Genomic DNA, 17,508 nt, shown 5'->3' with positions numbered 1-17,508 from the left:
GCGGAGGGGAACCCGCCGCCGCACCGGGCAGGGCCCTGTCGTGGCACCCGGGGGCAGGAGATATCTTGATGTCGAGCAATGTTATCGACGTGACGTGGAGCGGAGCACCAGGTGACTGACTCGACCATCATCTACACGCACACCGACGAGGCCCCGGCCCTGGCGACCTACTCGTTCCTGCCGGTGGTCGAGGCCTACGCCTCGAAGGCCGGGGTCACCGTGGAGAGCCGCGACATCTCCCTCGCGGGCCGGATCATCGCCGTCTTCCCGGAGTACCTCAAGGAGGACCAGCGGATCGAGGACGCCCTCGCCGAGCTCGGCGAGCTGGCGAAGACCCCCGGCGCCAACATCATCAAGCTGCCGAACATCTCGGCCTCCATCCCGCAGCTCAAGGCCGCCGTCGCCGAGCTGCAGGAGAAGGGCTACGCGCTGCCGGCGTACCCGGACGACCCCAAGACCGACGAGGAGCGCGACATCCGCGTCCGCTACGACAAGGTCAAGGGCAGCGCCGTCAACCCGGTCCTGCGCGAGGGCAACTCGGACCGCCGCGCCCCCGCCTCCGTCAAGAACTACGCCAAGGCGCACCCGCACCGCATGGGCGCCTGGTCGGCCGACTCCAAGACCAATGTCGCGACCATGGCCGAGAACGACTTCCGCGCGACCGAGAAGTCGGCGGTCATCGCCGAGGACGGCGCGCTCCGCATCGAGCTGGTGGGCGAGGACGGCTCCGTCACCGTCCTGCGCGAGTCCGTACCCGTGCTGGCCGGCGAGGTCGTGGACGCGGCCGTGCTGCGCGCCGCGGCCCTGCGGTCGTTCCTCGCGGACCAGGTGAACCGCGCCAAGGCCGAGGGCGTGCTGTTCTCCGTGCACCTCAAGGCCACCATGATGAAGGTCTCCGACCCGATCATCTTCGGCCACGTGCTGCGCGCCTTCTTCCCGAAGACCTTCGCCCAGTACGGCCCGGCGCTGGCCGCGGCCGGCCTCAGCCCGAACGACGGCCTCGGCGCCATCTACAAGGGCCTCGACGCGCTGCCCGAGGGCGCGCAGATCAAGGAGTCCTTCGAGGCCGAGATGGGCGAGGGCCCCGCGCTGGCCATGGTGGACTCCGACCGCGGCATCACGAACCTGCACGTGCCGAGCGACGTCATCGTCGACGCCTCCATGCCGGCCATGATCCGCACCTCCGGCCACATGTGGGGCCCGGACGGCCAGGAGGCCGACACGCTCGCCGTCATCCCCGACAGCAGCTACGCCGGCGTCTACCAGACCGTCATCGACGACTGCCGCGCCAACGGGGCCTTCGACCCGTCGACCATGGGCTCGGTGCCCAACGTCGGCCTGATGGCGCAGAAGGCCGAGGAGTACGGCAGCCACGACAAGACCTTCGAGATCCCGGTGGCGGGCACCGTGCGCGCCGTGGACGGCACGGGCGGGACCGTGCTGGAGCAGAGCGTCGCCCCCGGCGACATCTTCCGCATGTGCCAGACCAAGGACGTGCCGATCCGCGACTGGGTCAAGCTCGCCGTCACCCGCGCCCGCGCCACCGGCTCCCCGGCCGTCTTCTGGCTGGACGAGAGCCGCGCCCACGACCGCAACCTCATCGAGAAGGTCCGCGCGTACCTGCCGGAGCACGACACCGAGGGCCTGACGATCGAGATCATGTCGCCGGTGGACGCGACCGCGTACTCGCTGGAGCGCATCCGCCGCGGCGAGGACACCATCTCCGTCACCGGCAACGTCCTCCGCGACTACCTGACGGACCTCTTCCCCATCCTGGAGCTGGGCACCAGCGCCAAGATGCTCTCGGTCGTGCCGCTCATCAACGGCGGCGGGCTGTTCGAGACCGGCGCGGGCGGCTCGGCGCCCAAGCACGTCCAGCAGCTCGTCAAGGAGGACTACCTGCGCTGGGACAGCCTGGGCGAGTTCCTGGCCCTCGCGGTGAGCTTCGAGCACCTGGCGCAGACCACGGGCAACGCGGGCGCCCAGGTGCTCGCCGACACCCTCGACCGTGCCACCGCCACGTTCCTCAACGAGGACAAGTCGCCCAGCCGCAGGATCGGCGGCATCGACAACCGCGGCAGCCACTTCTACCTGGCCCTGTACTGGGCCCAGGAGCTGGCGCGGCAGACGGAGAACGCGGAGCTCGCGGCGGCGTTCGCGCCGTTCGCCGAGTCCCTGGCCGCCCAGGAGGAGACCATCGTCGGCGAGCTCGCCGCGGTGCAGGGCTCCCCGGCGGACATCGGCGGCTACTACCAGCCCGACCCGGCCAAGGCCTCGGCGGTCATGCGTCCGTCGAAGACCTTCAACGAGGCGCTGGCCGCTCTGAGCTGACCCGGCATCCGTGGCGCCGGGGCGGCCTCCGCCCCGGCCCCGCCGCGCAAGGCCCCGCCCCGCAAGGCCCCGCCCCGGCCGGCATCCCGCCCGGCCGGGGCGGTCGCGTGTGCGGCGGACGGTGCGGTCCGCGGCTCCGGTGACGGACGCGGCCCGGCTGTGTTAAGCGCGTATTACTGCACGTTCTTGCTGCGTTTTTCTGATCGGATCCGCTCGATGGCATGCCGTTTTCCTCGGCATGATGACTACCGCCGCTCAGGGTGCGGCTACCGGAACCCTCCATCGGACGCACCCTCCGCACTGTCCGACCGGGAAGCGCTACCCCCGTGCGCCGGCTTCCCGGCCCGGACGGACGGCACCCGGCCGGGAGACGCGCCCGGCCCGGGCCCGGCCCTCGCAAGCCCCCCCACGGGGGCCGGGCCCTCCGGGGCGGCACGGCTCCTGCTCCACCGCTGGATGTGACGACGAAGGGACGGTAAGGCCCATGTGCGAGGGTGCCGCGGGGACCGGCGGCTGCCCGCCACCGCACCCGGAACGCCGCGGAGGCATGCGCGGCGGCACGCGCCGAAGGAGCGTCCCGGGATGACCAAGTGGATCGTCAGCATCCCCACCCTGCGCGACGAACCCGGCGAACCCGGTGGCCGGATCCCCGGTGTCCAGCTGTATGTGGTGGAGGCCTCGCACCCCCGGCTGGCCCGGCGGGCCGCCCTCGACCGCGCCGCCGGAGCCCCGGCCCTCCGCCACCGGCGGGGAGCGGCGCTGCTGGTGGAGAAACTCGTCATCTCCCCCTGGAACGGCCCCGATGACCGCGTTTCCCCGCCGACTTCCGGTATCCGGGGCTGAGTTCGTCTACCGTTCCGGCATGCCCACGGTACTGGTAGTCGAGGACGACGACCTCGTCCGTGACGTGCTCACCCGCTCCCTCACCGCCGCGGGCTACGACGTCACGGCGGTCGGCACCGCCATCGAGCTGATGCGCCGCATCGCCCCGCCCGTCCCCGACCTCGTCGTGCTCGACCTCGGACTGCCCGATCTGGACGGCAGCCAGGTGCTGCGGATGCTGCGCGCCGTCAGCCGCGTCCCCGTCATCATCGCGACCGCGCGGAGCGAGGAGGCGGAGATCGTCCGGCTGCTGCGCGACGGCGCCGACGACTACCTGGTGAAACCGTTCTCCAGCGAACAGCTCGCCGCCCGCGTGCACGCCGTGCTGCGCAGGTCCGGACAGGCCCCGCCCTCCCGGCTCCAGGTCGGCGACCTCGTCCTCGACCTCCAGGCGCGCAGCGTCACCCTGGAGGAGAAGACCATCGAACTCAACCGGCGCGAATTCGACCTGCTCGCCTACATGGCCCGCCGCGCGGGCGCGGTCGTCACCCGCCGCGAACTGCTCACCGAGGTCTGGCGCGGCAGCGACGTCTACGAACGCACCATCGACGTCCACCTCTTCTGGCTCCGCCGCAAACTGGGGGAGACCGCCGCCGCCCCCCGCTATCTGCACACCGTGCGGGGCGTCGGACTCCGGCTCCAGGCGCCCCCGTCGTGACGGCACGGGGATGGCGGACGCCATGACGCTGCGCGGCTGGCACGCCCGGCTCTCCCTCGGCATCTCCCTGCTCACCGCCCTCGCCTTCGCCCTGCCCCTGGCGTTCTTCGCGCGCCAGCAGTCGGCCGAACGGGCGCAGCAGACCTCGGAACGGCGGGCGGCGACCCTGGTCACCGTCCTCGGCGCCACCCGGCAGCCCGCTGAACTGGCGGCCGCCTGGCGCAGCTCCGGCGACGACGCGCGGTCCACCTGCGTCCGCCTCGGCGACGGCGTCGTCGGCCGCTGCCCCGCCCCGGCCGCCTACGCCGAGCGGGCGGCGGAGCGGCGGCGCGCCCTGTGGGTCCGGCCGCCCGGCGGTGAGGAGGTCCTGCTCCTGCCGGTCTCCCTGCCGGACGGCGGGACGGCCGTGGTCGAGTCCGCGGTACGGGAGGACGAGCGGTCCGAGGGGGTCCTCACGGCCTGGCTCGTCCTCGCCGGGGCCGTGGCCGCGCTGACCCTGATCTCGGTGACCGGCGCCGACCGCATGGCGCGCCGGCTCAACCGCTCCGCCACCGACCTGGCGCACGCCGCCACGGCGGTGGGCGAGGGCGACTTCCGGGTCCGCGTCGCGGTCGAGGGCCCGCGCGAGGTCCGGCGCGTGGGCCGGGCCTTCAACGCCATGGCCGACCGCATCGACGAACTCATGCGGGCCGAAAGGGAGTTGCTGGCCGACCTCTCACACCGGCTGCGCACCCCGCTGACGGCCCTGCGGCTGGAGGCGGATCTGCTCGCCGTCCCCGCCAACTCCCGCCTCCGGGCCGGGCTCACGGCTCTGGACCGCGAGGTGACGAGCCTGATCAGCACCACCAGGAGCGGGCCCGCGCGGGAGCGGCTGCCCGGCCGCGCGGCCAGCGATCTCCCCGCGGTGGTCGGCGGCCGGATGGAGTTCTGGTCGGCGCTGGCCGAGGCCCAGGGCCGCGAGTGCCGGGTGTGGCTGGGACGCGGGCCGCTGCCGGTGGACCTCCCGGCGGACGACCTGACCGCGGCGCTCGATGCCCTGCTCGGGAACGTCTTCCGCCACACGCCGCCGGGCACGGGCTGCGCGGTGCACGCGGGCCTGCTGTCGGGCGCCCCCCGCCTCGTGGTGGAGGATGCCGGGCCGGGCATCGAGAGCCCGGCCCTCGCGGCGGCCCGCGGCGCGAGCGAGGGCGGGTCGAGCGGTCTGGGCCTGGACATCGCCGCCAAGGCGGCCGAGGCCGCCGGGGGACGCCTGGTGGTCGACCGGAGCCCCTGGGGCGGGGCCCGGGTCACGATGGTCTTCGGGCCGGCAGGGGGCGGGGAGGCCGTGGACGCGAGCGGTGACGGCCACCGGTGGCCGGGCGGCCGGAACCCCCGGCGGACCGGGGGCGGGGATCCGCGCCGCGCCGCGGGCCGCGGCGGCACGGCGGAGACCTGAGCCGGGCACCCCGCCGGCCACCGGACCCGGCGCACCCGCCCCGTGCCCGGCGTGCCGCGCTCGGCGGTCCGCGCTCGGCGGTCCGCGCCCGTGCGCCTGCCGTCGGCCCCGGCCGGGTCCGTCAGGTCTCGGCCTCCAGGGCGCTGCGGGTGACCGGTCCGTACACCCCCGCCGGGTCGGCCTCGATGCGCCGCATGGACTGGTAGTTCTGGACCGCGGCCTCGGTCGGCTGGTCGTAGGTCCCGGTCAGGGGGGCGGTCTGGATCCCGACCTCGCGCAAGCGCTGCTGCAGGCGCAGCACGTCGGATCCCTCGTCCCCGCGGCGCATCGTCCGCGCGGGATCCCCGCCGCCGGTCGCCCCGGAGGAGCCGCCGGCCTCCGGCGGGGACGACGGGAACGGCGCGGCGGAACTCGGCACGATCCGCGGCGGCGGGGCGGTCGGCGCCACGGTGGTGGTGACCACGGGCGCCGGGGACGGCTGGGCGGTGACGGTCGTGGTGGCGGACGGAACCGGGCTCGGCTTGGCCTGGATCGTCGGGGAATCCGGCGGGTCGATCGGGGCACCCAGCATCCGGACCAGGGCGAACGCCAGCAGTGCCAGGGCCGCGACGCCGGCGGCCGGCAGCAGGCGGCCGCGCCACCGCCGGGGCAGCCGGGCCGCGTGTTTGTGCTGCCCACCAGGCATCGTTGCCAGCCTTTCCTTCGCTGAGGCGGCCGGTCCGGTGCCGCCCGCGGTACGGCGATCCCCCTGTCTTCCGCTCCGGCCGCCGGCCGGTGGACTCGCTGGCGATTGTAGGCGTCAGAGCGCTTTCCCCCGGCGCGAGTTGAAAATTGCGGCCGCTCCCGGTGCGGCGCCCGCGGCGGCGGCGCCGGTCCCCGCGACGGCCGTGACCTCACGGACGGGGCCGGGACGCGGCGCTCCTAGCGGGCCGAGAGCCGGTCGTACTCGGCCCGGGTGACCGGGACGACGGTGCCGTGGCGGGGCGAGGAGGGCAGGGTGTGGGACGGGGACATCGTCCAGTGGCCGGAGGCGAGGTCGGTGGTCTCGAACGGTACGTAGCCGCGGCCGCCGAACTCGTCGATGAACAGGTACCACTTCTCCTCGGTGTTCGACTTGAACACCGCCGGGCCCTCGCCGCGGCTGATCCCCGGGCCCGCCGCGCCCTCGCGTCCGATGCAGTCGGCCACCGGGCTCCACGAGGGGGACAGCAGGTCGGCCGAGCGCTCCTGGGTGATGAACTTGCCGCAGGGGGCGGACGGGCTCTGGTTCCGCTCGTCCTTGGTGAACCGGTGGTGGACGCCCTGGTGCCGGATCACGGTGGAGTCGATCACCGAGTGGCCCGGGTCGTGCCAGACCCGGGCCTCGCTGAAGGTCCGGAAGTCCGTCGTGGTCGCGTACATCATGCGGTGGTGGCTGCTGCCGGTGTGCTGCGGGTCGTCGGCCGCGTACAGCTTGGACGCCCAGAAGACGACGTACCGGCCGCGGCTCTCGTCCCAGTACGCCTCCGGGGCCCAGGTGTTGCCGGCCGTGGCCGGGGAGACCTGGACGGACCGCTGCGGGGACCAGGTCACCAGGTCGGCCGACTCCCACACCATGATGGAGCGGCTGCCGTGGCGCTGGGCGCGGTCCCAGTCGCCGTTGCCGTGGATCCGCAGGTCGGTGGCGATCAGATAGAAGCGGTCGCCCTGCGGGGCGCGGATGAGGAACGGGTCCCGCACGCCGCGGTCGCCGAGTACGGAACGGAGCACCGGGGCGCCGCCGTTCAGCTCCCGCCAGCGCAGGGGGTCGTTGCCCTCGCTCAGCGCCATGTGCACCTGCTCGCCGTCGGCGGTGCCCTCACCGGTGAAGTACGTGAAGACGTACCCGGCGTACTGCTCGGCGGTGGACGTGCCCCCGGCGCCCGGCGGGGCGCCGGGGAGTGGGCCGGCGCCGGCGGCGGCCGGGGGCCCGGCGGTCGCGGCGAGGAGCGCGAGGAGGAGGGTGAGGGTGCCGGTCAGCACGGCGGCACCGAGGCCGCGGCGCGGTGAACGGGGGGTCCCGGGCATACGTCCCACTTTCCCGAACCAGTGTGTGTGGGGGGAGGGGTGCGGAATGGCCGTGCGCAGGGGCGGCGAAGCGGCGGCGGGGCCGCGCAAGCGCTGTCCGCCAGTATGCGCGGGCGGGGCGATGGGTCAACACCGCTCTGCCGGGACGGTGGGGACCCCCGTTGGCGGCAGCGGCGGCCGGCTCCCCGTTGCGCCGGGCGCGCCCGGCCGGCGTTCATCGCCGCGACCGTCGGGAGCCCGGAAGCGGGCGCGGATACGGCACCGGGCCGCCGACGTCCGTCGGCGGCCCGGTGCCGCTGTGATGGTGATGGTGTGCCGGGTGGACGGTCCGCGTGCCCGGGGTGCGGACGGTGCCCGTGCCTCAGCCGGAGGAACCCTCCCGCCGCTCGGCCGCCTCGCGGAGATGCGGCAGCAGCGGTGCCGCCTTCTCGCGCGCTCCCGGTGCCGTCGGCCACGGCGGCGGGCTCGTCTCGCCGACCTCCCAGCCGGAGGAGTCGATCCAGGCGGCCCGCTGCACCAGCCAGTCCTGCATGAGCGTCAGCTGCTCCTGCCAGGTCCGGGTGGTCTGGGTCTGGAACGGCCCGACCGTCCTGGTGTTGAGGTTGGGCCACTTCTGGAAGTTGCGCCGGGCCCCGTTGGCCAGCGGCGAGGACAGCTGCGTGACCCGGTCGCGGAGCTGTGCGTCGGACAGCACGCCGCGGCGGAGTTCCTGCCACCGGGCCCGCACCTTCTGGTTGAACGACGGGTCCTGCATCAGCTTCAGGAACCAGTCGGTGGTGCCGAAGCCGAAGAACGGCTGGAACTGCCAGCCGTCGACCGGGCTGCCGTTCGGGATGGCGTTGAACCCGAGGTCGTAGTCCCACAGCGGCCCGGCGGTGAGCTTGCCGCCCCGGTCCTTGTACATGTACATGCTGCGGAGGTAGGAGTCGCCCTGCCGTCCCATCTCATTGAGGATGATCAGGTTCACGAAGGAGTCGACGTCGATGTAGGCGGGGTATCCGGTCTGCGGGTCGGAGGGATTGCCGCTGCGCAGCGCGTTGTGGAGTTTCTGGACGTACTGGGTGATCCACGTCTGCTGCTCCGGCTGGAGGTCGTCCGGTTCCGTGACCTCCAGGTCCGACCAGCACTCCTGCCCGGTGCACGGCAGTTTCGGCTCCTCGGCCGCCCAGGCGTCGAACTTCATGACGTAGCCGCCGGTGACGGCCGGCTCGGTGAGGTCGCCTTTCTTGAGCTTGGCGATGTCCAGGCGGTCCGGTGACACCTTGATGTTCTCGTCGAGCAGGTAGACGCCCTGGTAGTCGTCGGCGCCCATCGGCTGCCCGTCCAGGTTCAGATAGACCTCGACGAAGCGGTGGCGGGGCGTCTGCAGCCCCATCTCCCGGCCGAGGGTGTAGGCGAAGGCGTCGCGGACCAGGGTCTTGTCCGGGAACGGGCCGCGCAGCACCCAGTCGGACTCGGCGGGCATGCCGAGCACCGGGTAGTCGGCGTCCTTGTCGTCGTTGTCGCGGAATTCGATCCGGTACGGGGCCTTCTCGAAGGTCGCCGAGGACTGCCCGCGCAGGTGGAAGGCGGCCCGCGTGGACACCGCCGGCGCCGCGCCGAGCGAGGTGGACCCGCCCTGCGGCTCCATGACCATGGCGGCGACGTCCGCCCACTCGCGGTCCGGCTTGCCGCCGCCGTAGGCGTCCAGCACGAGAAGCGGCAGATCGTGGCTGGCGTCGACGCTGCGCGCGACGTACACGGCCGTGCCGGGCTCGCCGCTCGCGGCGCCGTTCACGAAGGCCTGGGCGCGGAGCTGCGTGGTGCTCGTGAGGCGCAGCGGGCCCGAGTACACCGTGGACGAGGCGGTGGGAAGCTGACCGTTGGTGGTGTAGCGGATCTGGGCGCCCGCGATGGTGGTGCCCAGGGAGACGGACACCTCGTTCTGGAAGGTGCCGCCGGGGGTGGAGAAGGTGATGTCCCCGGTGAGGTCCTCCGCCGACTGCTTGCCGGCGGCGACGTCGGCCCGGGTGGGGGCGGGCACCTTGGCGGCGTCACCGCCGGAGATGTCCTCCAGCCCGGCTTTCCGGGCCTCCCGGGCCCAGGATCTGTCGGGCGGCGCGGGATCACCGTCCGCGCCGGCGGGACCGGTCATGCCGGTCATGACGAGGGACACCGCGGCCAGCAGGCCCACCGCGCCCATCCGTGTTCTGCGCACAGAGCAACACCTCATCTTCGCGAAGGGGCACGGTGTGCCGGCGGCAGACGCCGTTGGCTGCCGCCGGGCCCGCGTTCCTCTATCCGTGTGTGCGTACGTGTGAGTGCTTCACGTGCTGGTATGTGCTGGTACGTGCTGTGCTGGTACGCGCCGCCGGGCGACGGGGTAGGGCACCCGGCACCCGGCCCCCGAACCCCCGGCCGCGCCACCGGAGTTGACGGCGGCCTGCGTTCCCGGGCGGGACCTCAGCCGACCGCGCCGGCGCCCGACAGCTCCCTCGCCGGCGGGTACGCGTCGTCGGCGCCGGACGCCCCCTCCCGGAAGTCCCGGCGCAGCGTGCGGCGCCAGGGTGTGGCGGGCAGGTACGGGCGCAGCGCGGCGAGGCCGGTGGCGTACTTGGAGATGCGGCTGGGCCGGTACTTGTTCTGCCACAGCAGCCGGTCGACGGGGGAGGCCGTGGAGCCCGTCTTGGTCTCCACGATCGCCATGTGCGGCAGGCACAGCTCGCGGTCGCCGTCCCGCCACATCAGCCCGGTGTCGATGGTGACGCGGCTGTTGGTGCCCGGGAGGTAGAGGGTGGCCCGGTGGTAGCGGGTGGTGAGCGTCGGCACGAACGTGAACCGGTGGCTGCCGTCGATGCGGTTCCCGGCCAGGGTGGTGTCGACGAACCGCCGCCCGGGGACGAGCGTGTCGTGGTCGTCCGGGGCGTAGGGCAGGCGCGCCTTGACGGTGTTGTCGCGGGAGCCGCGGGTCTTCACCTCCAGCCAGCACTCGTCCGACTGCTCGTAGACCCGGGTGCGGACCTTGAACCGGCGGCGCCGGCGGTGCGCGGTCAGCCGGTAGCTGAGGAGGTCCGGAGTGTCGAAGTACAGCGACCGGTAGGCGAAGCGGCGGTCACCGTCGATCTCCAGGACCCTGGTGTCGGCGGGCACCCGGGTCAGCAGGGTGGTCAGCGCGTCGGCCGGCAGCACGTACTTGCGGTCGACGCGGGTCTGCAGCATGGCGCAGGCGAGGAGTTCGTCCAGTCCGATGGGCGGCAGCTCGCCGAGCGCGGCACCGAGCGGTGCGGGGGCCTTCACGGCCGCACCGTCAGCGGGGACGCGCCCGGGCCGGCGGTGGGTGCCGGCCCGGTCCGGGCCGTGGTCTCGCCCTTGGCGCCGCGGCCCGCGGGGACGCCGCGGTAGCGGACGTCCACCACGGTGGTGTCGTTGACCAGGTCGAGCCGCTGCACGGTGGCCGAGTGGACCCGGGTCCCGAGGGTGTTCTCCAGGTGCGCCACCAGCGCGGTGTGGTCGGGCAGCGCCGTGTCCAGCACCATCACCTGACGTCTGTAGCTGCGGAACAGCCGTGGGTGGTCACCCACGTAGAGCACGGCCAGGATCAGCGCCATCAGCCCGGCGGACCGCCAGAGGTTGGTGGTCGCCATGGCGCCGAGGACGCCGAGGGCCAAGGCGGAGAAGTAGTAGGCGACTTCGTGCTGGTCGAGTTCGGTGGAGCGGAGCCGGATGATCGACAGGACGCCGAAGAGGGCCATGCCCAGGCCGAGCCCGGTACTGGAGCCGCTGTTGGCGAGGGAGCTGGCGACCGCGAGCACACCGACGTTGACACCGAGGAAGGCCACCACCAGGTCCCGGCGGCGGTGGCGCGGGAAGTAGAGGCCGAACACCAGGAGGGCCACTGCGGCGATATCGCAGAGAAACAGGACAGGTTGGGCCATGGCGGGTACCTTCCGGTGATGTGGGGGGTGTACGCGCGGTGAACCAGCACCGGCCTGGCGATGACAAGAACGGTAAATGTGGTACGACCGCGGCCGCCATTCACTTCCGGCCCATCATGATCCGGTGAACGCGCAGGTCATGGTTGGGATGCCGGTGGGCGCCCGGTCCGTTCGGCTCCCCGTCCGCGAGACGTCGCGGCAGCTCAGGCCGTGGGTCGGTGGGACGAACAGACCTGTGGCGGGGATCACGTTCCCGGGTGACCGGAACTGTAGGTCGCGCTGCGGTTACCGGAAAGTTTCCGGCGGGAAACGGGGCCTCCTTTCGCTCGCTCATCCCTTGGACGGCGCAGCTCAGCCGCTTCGCTCAGGGCGCCGCCCTGGCTGAGAAGAGGGGTCCGGGCGCTCACCGGAAAGGCTGCGTACCGTTCAATTACCGGAAAGCTTCCGGAACGGAATTGCGCACCGTGTGAAGAGTTGGGGCGGATGGCTGCCGCTGTGACCGCAGGGGCGTGAGCGCCTGGCGGGAAGCCTGATCCGCTGCCCCGGAGGCCCGCCGGAGGTTCCGGTGCGGGAGTGGCGGCAACCGCTGACCGCGACAGGCGTTGTACGGCACCATGGAGAGGCACTGACGGGGCAGTGCCGCCGACGGGGGGTCGGGATGAAGAAGGTTGCCGAACTCGGGCGGCGCGCGCCCTGGGCCGTGGTGTTGATCATTCTGCTGGCGATCGTGCTGTCCGTCCTCCCCTTCGCTCTCTTCCCGGACACCGTCACGACCGCGCAGACGGCGCTCGCCACGGTGTGCAGCATCGTGCTCCTCGTCTTCGCCCTCTTCGGCCTCGTCCACGACACCTACTCCGCCTGGCAGTTGGTGATGGTCCTCTGCCTGCTGCTCGTCGTGGTCGTGAGCGGGCTGTTCGCATGGCGGTACATCGAGGAGTCGCGCTCCCTCCCCGTGACGGAATCCGTGAAGCTCAGCAAGGGCGCGGCCTCCCTGGAGAACGGCGAGAAGGCCGTCATCCGGCTGAAAACCCCCGCCCCCCGGGACCGGCTCCGCCTCACCTTCGAGGCCGAGGACCTCGGATTTGGATCGCCCTGCGTCCCGTCGAGCTCCCTGCGGGTCACCGGAGGCGCCGACGGAGGACGGCCGGAGGCGCGGATCGGTGAGGAGATGACCATCGCCCTCGACCGGGAGAAGCGCACCGTCCGCCTGGAGGCGGAACTCGTGTCCGACCCGGGCTGCGAACTCACGCTCCGCGTGGCGCGGGCCGTACTCGACAACGACTGAACTGCGGGAGACCCCATGAGCCCGATCACCCGGCTCACCGCTGCGGCGGTGGGCGGCGTCCTGCTTCTGGCGACGGCCTGCGGAGGCGGGAGCGAGGAACCCGCTCCGGGGCCGAAGCCCGCTCCTTCCCCGGCGGAGGAGGAACCCGAGGACTCCCTCTTCGACGGCGCGGTGCGCATCGCCGTGAAGTATGACCAGCCCGGCTTCAACTTCCAAGACCAGGAGACGCGCGCCTACGCCGGCTTCGAGAAGGACCTGGCGGAGTACTTGAGCCACGAACTGGGGTTCACCATGGACCTCAAGGACGAACCGTCCCACCGCCGCGAGAAGGTGCTCGAGAACGGCACCTCCCACCTGGTGATCGCCACGTACTCCATCACCGAGGACCGCGAGGAGCAGGTCGACTTCGCCGGGCCCTACTTCCAGACGCGGCAGGGCCTCCTCGTCCGCGCCGGCAACGAGGACATCACTTCCCGGGAGACCACGGCGGGCAAGGTGATCTGCACCGTCTCGGGCTCCACCTCGGCACCCGAGACACCCGGCTCCGGGAAGAAGCTCGCCCAGCTGCTGCCGAAGGCCCGTATCGACCTGCGCGACAGCTACTCCCAGTGCGTGGACCAGCTGCGGCGCGGCAACTTCGACGCCGTCTGGACGGACCGCGCGGTGCTGTACGGGTTCATGGAGCGGTACGACGACGTCAAGGTGGTCGAGAAGCTGGAACTCGGCTCACCCCAGCGCTACGGCGTGGGCATCCAGGAGGGCCGGGAGCACGACTGCCGGAAGATCGCCGACGCGCTGCGCCGCTTCCTCGGGACGGACCAGGACTGGCGCAACGCCTTCCGGAGCCACTTCCCCCGGCTGGCCAAGGAGGACCCGGACTTCGAGCAGCACTACAAGCCGGCCTCGGACGACATCGACGACTACTCGTGCTCGGACGACTGAGCCCGGCGGGCCGGGCGGGCCGGAAGGACGCGCGGACCGGGCTACCCGCCATGCCGTGGGCGCGCCACCGCGTTGTGCCGCTGTCCGCCCCCGGCGACGGCGCCGTCCCCGTCCGGGGTGACGGCGAGGAGCACGGCGTCGTCCTGCAGGGTGCCCCCGGTGTGCCGGAAGACGGCGGAGAGGAGGGCGTCGAGCACCGCGTCCGGATCGGGCGGAAAAGGCCGTGACAGCACCGGAACGGGATCGAAGAACACACCGTTCGCGTCACGGGCCTCGTCGATGCCGTCGGTGAACAGCACCAGGGTGGCCCTGTCGGGCAGGTCGAACCGGTCGACCGGGACGTCGCCGCGGCCGAGGCCCCCCAGGCCCAGGGGCAGGGACGGCGTGGCCGGTTCCAGCGGGCTCACCCCGCCGTCATGGACCAGCAGCGGCGCGGGGTGGCCCCGGTTGGCGATCCGCACCGCCGAGCTGTCCGGGGAGACCTCCGCGATGACGGCCGTGGCGAACGACTCGCCCTCCTCCCCGCTCGCCTGACCGATGGTGTCCCGCATCCGGTCCTCCAGCTGCCGGACGACACCCGGCAGATCCGGGCGGTGTTCCGCGGCCTCGTGGAACGAGCCGAGCAGGGCGTTGACCGTACGGACCGCCTCAAGCCCCTTGCCGCGCACATCGGCGATGAGCATCCGGACGCCGTGGGGGGTCTCCTTGACCGCGAAGAGATCGCCGCCGATGGCGGCCTCCTCGTGGGCGACCTCGTACCGGGAGGCCACGGCCAGCCGTCCCACCCGGGACGGCGGATCCGCGAGCACCGCCTGCTGCACCGCCGCCGCTACCTCGCGGCTCGTCCGCAACTGCCGCCGGTCCCGTGTCAGCAGCACGTTGAGGACCGCCGCGGTCCCGGTGAGAACGACCATGCTGATGACCGCGACGAGGCTTTCCTGGGTCGGCTCCCCCGCCAGATACAGCAGTTCGCTCCCCACGAGGGTCGCCGCCACGCCGGTGGCGATCGTCCCGCCCAGGGAGAGCAGCGGGGCGGCCACGCTCGGCGCGGCCGCGAGCAGGGGGAACACACTGATGCTCCCCGGGGTGGCCACGTCGACCACGAGCGCGACCGCGATCACCGCGGCCGGCAGCCACCGGAGCCGCCGGCGCCTCTCCGTCGCTTCCATCGCTTTCGTGCGGCCCTTGCGCATCCCGTGTCCCTGAGGTGATCGTCCGGCGGGGTCTGAGACCTCCTGAGAGGACTGACACCTACCATGCGGCGGAGGCGTGCCGCAGATCCCGCCGTGCCGCCACGACACGCCAGCGGACCCTTCCCGAGGGCCCGAGGCGCCACGACGGCGCCCGCCCCGGCCGGTTCCGGCGGCCCGCGCGAGCCGGGCCGGGAATTCGGCGGGCCGCACGCATGGAGTACCCACGCGGGCGAGCCGGCCGGTCCCCGACGCGGCCACGGCCGCCCCGCGGGTGTACCGGGGGGCGACAGCGGAAGCGGGTGCGCCGATATTCGTTCGGCGCCGTGAGGACAAGCGCCCTATCGTGGCGCGGTGACGACGCAGATGATCATTCTCAACGGTGGTTCCAGCTCGGGGAAGTCCGGGATCGTACGGTGTCTCCAGGCCGTACTGCCGGACCCGTGGCTGGCGTTCGGGATCGACTCCTTCATCGACGCCGTGCCCGCGAAGACGCAGGCGTCGGACGAGGGGATCACGTTCGCGGCGGACGGCGGGGTGAGCGTCGGGGCGGACTTCCGGGCGCTGGAGGCGGCCTGGACGGAGGGCATCGCGGCCATGGCCCGAGCGGGCGCCGGGATCATCGTCGATGACGTCTTCCTCGGCGGCGCGGCGTCCCAGCAGCGGTGGCGGAAGGCCACGGACGGACTGGCAGTGCTGTGGGTCGGCGTCAGGTGCGAGAGCGCGGTCGCCTCGGGCCGCGAGGTCGCCCGGGGCGACCGCGTCCAGGGGATGGCCGCGGCACAGGCGGAGCTGGTCCACGACGGAGTCGTCTACGACGTGGAAGTGGACACGACGCATACCGAGTCCCTGGCCTGTGCCCGGACCATCGCCGCCCGCGTCACCTGATCGCGGGACCGGCCCCCCGCCGCCCGGACCCGCCCCGGGTCCCGTCGGCCGCTCTGTCCCTCGGACCGCTGAACGCCACTGTGCTCGGTGCGGTCTCAGCCGGAGCCGTACCCGGTGGGCCTGCCCGTCCTTGCCCCGAAGCACGTCACGGGCCGTCCGTCCGTCCGAGGCCGTCGCGGACGAAACGGCGGGGACGGAGTGCCGCCACCCCTCGCGTCAGCCGCGTGCGGCGCCGCGCCACTCCTCCGCCAGCAGGCCGTAGACCAGCTCGTCCTGCCGCCCGTCGGGGAAGGCCAGGGCCTCGCGCAGCATGCCTTCCTCCGTGAAGCCCAGGCGCCGGGCCATCTTCCGGCTCGGCTCGTTGGTGGGGGCGATGCGCAGCTCCACCCGGTGCAGGCCGAGACGGCCGAACGCCTCGTCCAGCAGGGCCGACATGGCCCGGGTGGCCAGGCCGCGCCCTTCGGCGGAGGCGTCGAGCCAGTAACCCGCCTCGCCCGTCCCGGCGGTGCCGTTGATCTCCAGGCCCACTCCGCCGACCAGCCGCCACCCGCCCTCCGTCTTCACCCCGATGGCCAGCGGCAGGCGTGTTCCGTCCACCCAGGCCCGCCCCGCCTCGGCGAGGTTCCGCCGGGTGTCCTCCGGGGTGGGCCGACCTTCGGGGCTCGGGTTCCAGCGGGTGATCCGCTCGAAGTTCGCCGTGAACACCTCGTGATACGCGGCGGTGATCGCGGGCGTACGGGGGATGAGGGCGGCGTCGTCCCCGAGGAGGAAGGTGAACATCGACGTGGTGACGGTGGACACGCGGACTCCCGGGAGGTGGCGATGACGGTCGGCCCCACGCTAGAGCCCTGGTCACGGGGGCCGCCAATGGGTTAAGGACTGCGTGCTGGGCCACGGCTGGAGGGGACCGAGATGCCGGGCTTGCTGCCACAGCCCTCCCCGGAGCTGAAGGGGGAGAGCCCTGTGCGGTCACCCGCGGGTGGGAATTTCCGCTGTTCATAGGACATACCGGTTAGTTCGTTTCTACGGTGACGGCACGGTGGGCGCCTACACGCGGAATGTGTCCGCGCCCGCCGGGAGGTGTACGCACCGTGAGGCGTGTCCGGGCGTACGGGGGTGCGTTGGCGGCTGTGGAGGTAAACGGCATGAGCGAGCAAGAGCCGGACGAGGGTACGGAGTTGGTCTGCGAGCAGGGCGCGGGGACGCTGTGCGTGTTCGGACGCCAGCTGAAGCGGTTCCGGGTGCGGGCGGGCATCGAGCGGCCGGACTTCGGCGCAGCGACGGGATACTCGGCGTCGACCATCGCGTCCTTCGAACAGGGCCGGCGCGTCCCACCGCCCCGCTTCATTGACAAGGCGGATGAGCTTCTGGACGCGGGCGGTGTGCTCCAGGAGATGAAGGAGGAGGTGGAGAAGGCCCAGTTTCCGGCGTTCTTCCGAGATGTGGCGAAGCAGGAGGCTGCGGCCGTCGAGTTGCACGTGTTCGGTACTCAGGCTGTTCCGGGTCTGCTGCAGACAGAGGAATACGCCCGGTGCATCTTCTCCATGGGGCGACCGTTGCTCGGGGACGCGGAGATTGACCAGCTCGTCGCGGCTCGTATGGCTCGACAGGAGGTCTTCTCCCGACGCCCCACGCCGCTGATGAGCTTCGTCATCGAGGAGGCTGCTGTGCTCCGGCCCATCGGAGGCACCCCGGTCTGGCGTGGGCAGCTTGAACACATCCTTGAAGTCGGCCACAGGAGGAGTGTGACTGTGCAGGTGATGCCGACGAGGTGCGAGGAACACTCCAGGCTGGCGGGTCCATCAGGACACTAGCCAGGGGACGCCCCGCTTTAGCGGGGTGGGGAATGGCTTCTGAGCCCTGCTCTGACCTCAACTGTGCGCACGGATCTGCACTGTTCACCTGAGCCCACCTTTCTGTCGCACTAGACCTGCGAC

General features: G+C 72.5%; 15 protein-coding genes. 8 read left to right on the top strand and 7 right to left on the bottom strand.

The genetic code is table 11. The features are described 5' to 3' along the window. Nucleotides 1-111: 111 nt before the first annotated feature. The 4 genes from KBZ10_RS26490 (at nt 112) to KBZ10_RS26475 (ending at nt 5,306) form a co-directional block, all read left to right on the top strand. The gene (locus KBZ10_RS26490; RefSeq protein ID WP_210990265.1) at nt 112-2,331 is read left to right on the top strand and encodes an NADP-dependent isocitrate dehydrogenase; all 2,220 of its coding nucleotides are present in this window, start codon (nt 112-114) and stop codon (nt 2,329-2,331) included. A 582-nt stretch (nt 2,332-2,913) separates the two neighbouring features. Continuing rightward, nucleotides 2,914-3,174 carry a hypothetical protein gene (locus KBZ10_RS26485; RefSeq protein WP_210990264.1) on the top strand — a complete coding sequence of 87 codons (261 nt, stop codon included), beginning with the start codon at nt 2,914-2,916 and terminating at the stop codon, nt 3,172-3,174. Between the two features lie 19 nt (nt 3,175-3,193). After that, the gene (locus KBZ10_RS26480) at nt 3,194-3,871 is read left to right on the top strand and encodes a response regulator transcription factor (protein ID WP_210990263.1); all 678 of its coding nucleotides are present in this window, start codon (nt 3,194-3,196) and stop codon (nt 3,869-3,871) included. 10 nt (nt 3,872-3,881) lie between these two features. Then, nucleotides 3,882-5,306: a HAMP domain-containing sensor histidine kinase gene (locus tag KBZ10_RS26475; protein ID WP_210990262.1), complete on the top strand. Its 1,425-nt coding sequence runs from the start codon at nt 3,882-3,884 to the stop codon at nt 5,304-5,306. Between the two features lie 121 nt (nt 5,307-5,427). On the opposite strand, the gene KBZ10_RS26470 is transcribed toward KBZ10_RS26475, so the two are convergent. The 5 genes from KBZ10_RS26470 to KBZ10_RS26450 all read right to left on the bottom strand — a co-directional run bounded on the left by KBZ10_RS26470 (nt 5,428) and on the right by KBZ10_RS26450 (nt 11,266). Then, entirely contained in the window at nt 5,428-5,991 is a 564-nt protein-coding gene (locus KBZ10_RS26470; RefSeq protein WP_210990261.1) for a peptidoglycan-binding protein, read from the bottom strand. Nucleotides 5,992-6,227: 236 nt separating this feature from the next. Next, entirely contained in the window at nt 6,228-7,352 is a 1,125-nt protein-coding gene (locus tag KBZ10_RS26465) for a glycoside hydrolase family 43 protein (RefSeq protein ID WP_210990260.1), read from the bottom strand. 361 nt (nt 7,353-7,713) lie between these two features. Next, a complete protein-coding gene (locus KBZ10_RS26460) occupies nt 7,714-9,549 on the bottom strand; it encodes a CotH kinase family protein (protein ID WP_210990259.1) in 1,836 nt (611 codons plus the stop codon). A gap of 245 nt (nt 9,550-9,794) precedes the next feature. Next, nucleotides 9,795-10,628, bottom strand: coding sequence for a polyphosphate polymerase domain-containing protein (locus tag KBZ10_RS26455; RefSeq protein ID WP_210990258.1), 834 nt, complete (start codon nt 10,626-10,628; stop codon nt 9,795-9,797). Continuing rightward, entirely contained in the window at nt 10,625-11,266 is a 642-nt protein-coding gene (locus KBZ10_RS26450) for a DUF4956 domain-containing protein (RefSeq protein ID WP_210990257.1), read from the bottom strand. The genes KBZ10_RS26455 and KBZ10_RS26450 overlap by 4 nt, the downstream gene beginning before the upstream one ends. 658 nt (nt 11,267-11,924) lie before the next feature. On the opposite strand from KBZ10_RS26450, the gene KBZ10_RS26445 reads away from it, so the two are divergent. Both KBZ10_RS26445 and KBZ10_RS26440 read left to right on the top strand, forming a co-directional pair. Next, the gene (locus KBZ10_RS26445; protein WP_210990256.1) at nt 11,925-12,551 is read left to right on the top strand and encodes a hypothetical protein; all 627 of its coding nucleotides are present in this window, start codon (nt 11,925-11,927) and stop codon (nt 12,549-12,551) included. A gap of 15 nt (nt 12,552-12,566) precedes the next feature. Then, nucleotides 12,567-13,493 (top strand): transporter substrate-binding domain-containing protein, encoded by a 927-nt coding sequence (locus tag KBZ10_RS26440; RefSeq protein ID WP_210990255.1) that lies wholly within the window; start codon nt 12,567-12,569, stop codon nt 13,491-13,493. A 41-nt stretch (nt 13,494-13,534) separates the two neighbouring features. On the opposite strand, the gene KBZ10_RS26435 is transcribed toward KBZ10_RS26440, so the two are convergent. Next, on the bottom strand, nt 13,535-14,662 hold the full coding sequence (locus KBZ10_RS26435; protein ID WP_247703029.1) for a PP2C family protein-serine/threonine phosphatase: 1,128 nt from the start codon (nt 14,660-14,662) through the stop codon (nt 13,535-13,537). 387 nt (nt 14,663-15,049) lie between these two features. Here KBZ10_RS26435 and cpt point away from each other — a divergent pair, with 387 nt between their 5' ends. Next, nucleotides 15,050-15,571, top strand: coding sequence for a chloramphenicol phosphotransferase CPT (cpt, locus tag KBZ10_RS26430; RefSeq protein WP_210990294.1), 522 nt, complete (start codon nt 15,050-15,052; stop codon nt 15,569-15,571). 216 nt (nt 15,572-15,787) lie between these two features. Here the strand turns inward: cpt and KBZ10_RS26425 are convergent, their stop codons facing one another. Continuing rightward, entirely contained in the window at nt 15,788-16,372 is a 585-nt protein-coding gene (locus tag KBZ10_RS26425) for a GNAT family N-acetyltransferase (protein ID WP_210990253.1), read from the bottom strand. 344 nt (nt 16,373-16,716) lie between these two features. On the opposite strand from KBZ10_RS26425, the gene KBZ10_RS26420 reads away from it, so the two are divergent. Continuing rightward, nucleotides 16,717-17,385, top strand: coding sequence for a helix-turn-helix transcriptional regulator (locus KBZ10_RS26420; protein ID WP_210990252.1), 669 nt, complete (start codon nt 16,717-16,719; stop codon nt 17,383-17,385). Nucleotides 17,386-17,508: the final 123 nt, after the last annotated feature.

Source organism: Streptomyces sp. F63, from assembly GCF_018070345.1.
Taxonomy (GTDB): domain Bacteria; phylum Actinomycetota; class Actinomycetes; order Streptomycetales; family Streptomycetaceae; genus Streptomyces.
Note: the sequence above shows the minus strand (reverse complement) of the source record. Positions and strands in the feature narration are given on the sequence as shown.

Bases quoted from the DNA above. Each gene is read 5' to 3' on its own strand.
- KBZ10_RS26485 (WP_210990264.1), top strand. From the start codon at position 2,914: ATGACCAAGTGGATCGTCAGCATCCCCACCCTGCGCGACGAACCCGGC.
- KBZ10_RS26480 (WP_210990263.1), top strand. From the start codon at position 3,194: ATGCCCACGGTACTGGTAGTCGAGGACGACGACCTCGTCCGTGACGTG.
- KBZ10_RS26475 (WP_210990262.1), top strand. From the start codon at position 3,882: ATGGCGGACGCCATGACGCTGCGCGGCTGGCACGCCCGGCTCTCCCTC.
- KBZ10_RS26470 (WP_210990261.1), bottom strand. From the start codon at position 5,991: ATGCCTGGTGGGCAGCACAAACACGCGGCCCGGCTGCCCCGGCGGTGG.
- KBZ10_RS26465 (WP_210990260.1), bottom strand. From the start codon at position 7,352: ATGCCCGGGACCCCCCGTTCACCGCGCCGCGGCCTCGGTGCCGCCGTG.
- KBZ10_RS26450 (WP_210990257.1), bottom strand. From the start codon at position 11,266: ATGGCCCAACCTGTCCTGTTTCTCTGCGATATCGCCGCAGTGGCCCTC.
- KBZ10_RS26445 (WP_210990256.1), top strand. From the start codon at position 11,925: ATGAAGAAGGTTGCCGAACTCGGGCGGCGCGCGCCCTGGGCCGTGGTG.
- KBZ10_RS26440 (WP_210990255.1), top strand. From the start codon at position 12,567: ATGAGCCCGATCACCCGGCTCACCGCTGCGGCGGTGGGCGGCGTCCTG.
- KBZ10_RS26435 (WP_247703029.1), bottom strand. From the start codon at position 14,662: ATGGAAGCGACGGAGAGGCGCCGGCGGCTCCGGTGGCTGCCGGCCGCG.
- cpt (WP_210990294.1), top strand. From the start codon at position 15,050: ATGATCATTCTCAACGGTGGTTCCAGCTCGGGGAAGTCCGGGATCGTA.
- KBZ10_RS26420 (WP_210990252.1), top strand. From the start codon at position 16,717: ATGAGCGAGCAAGAGCCGGACGAGGGTACGGAGTTGGTCTGCGAGCAG.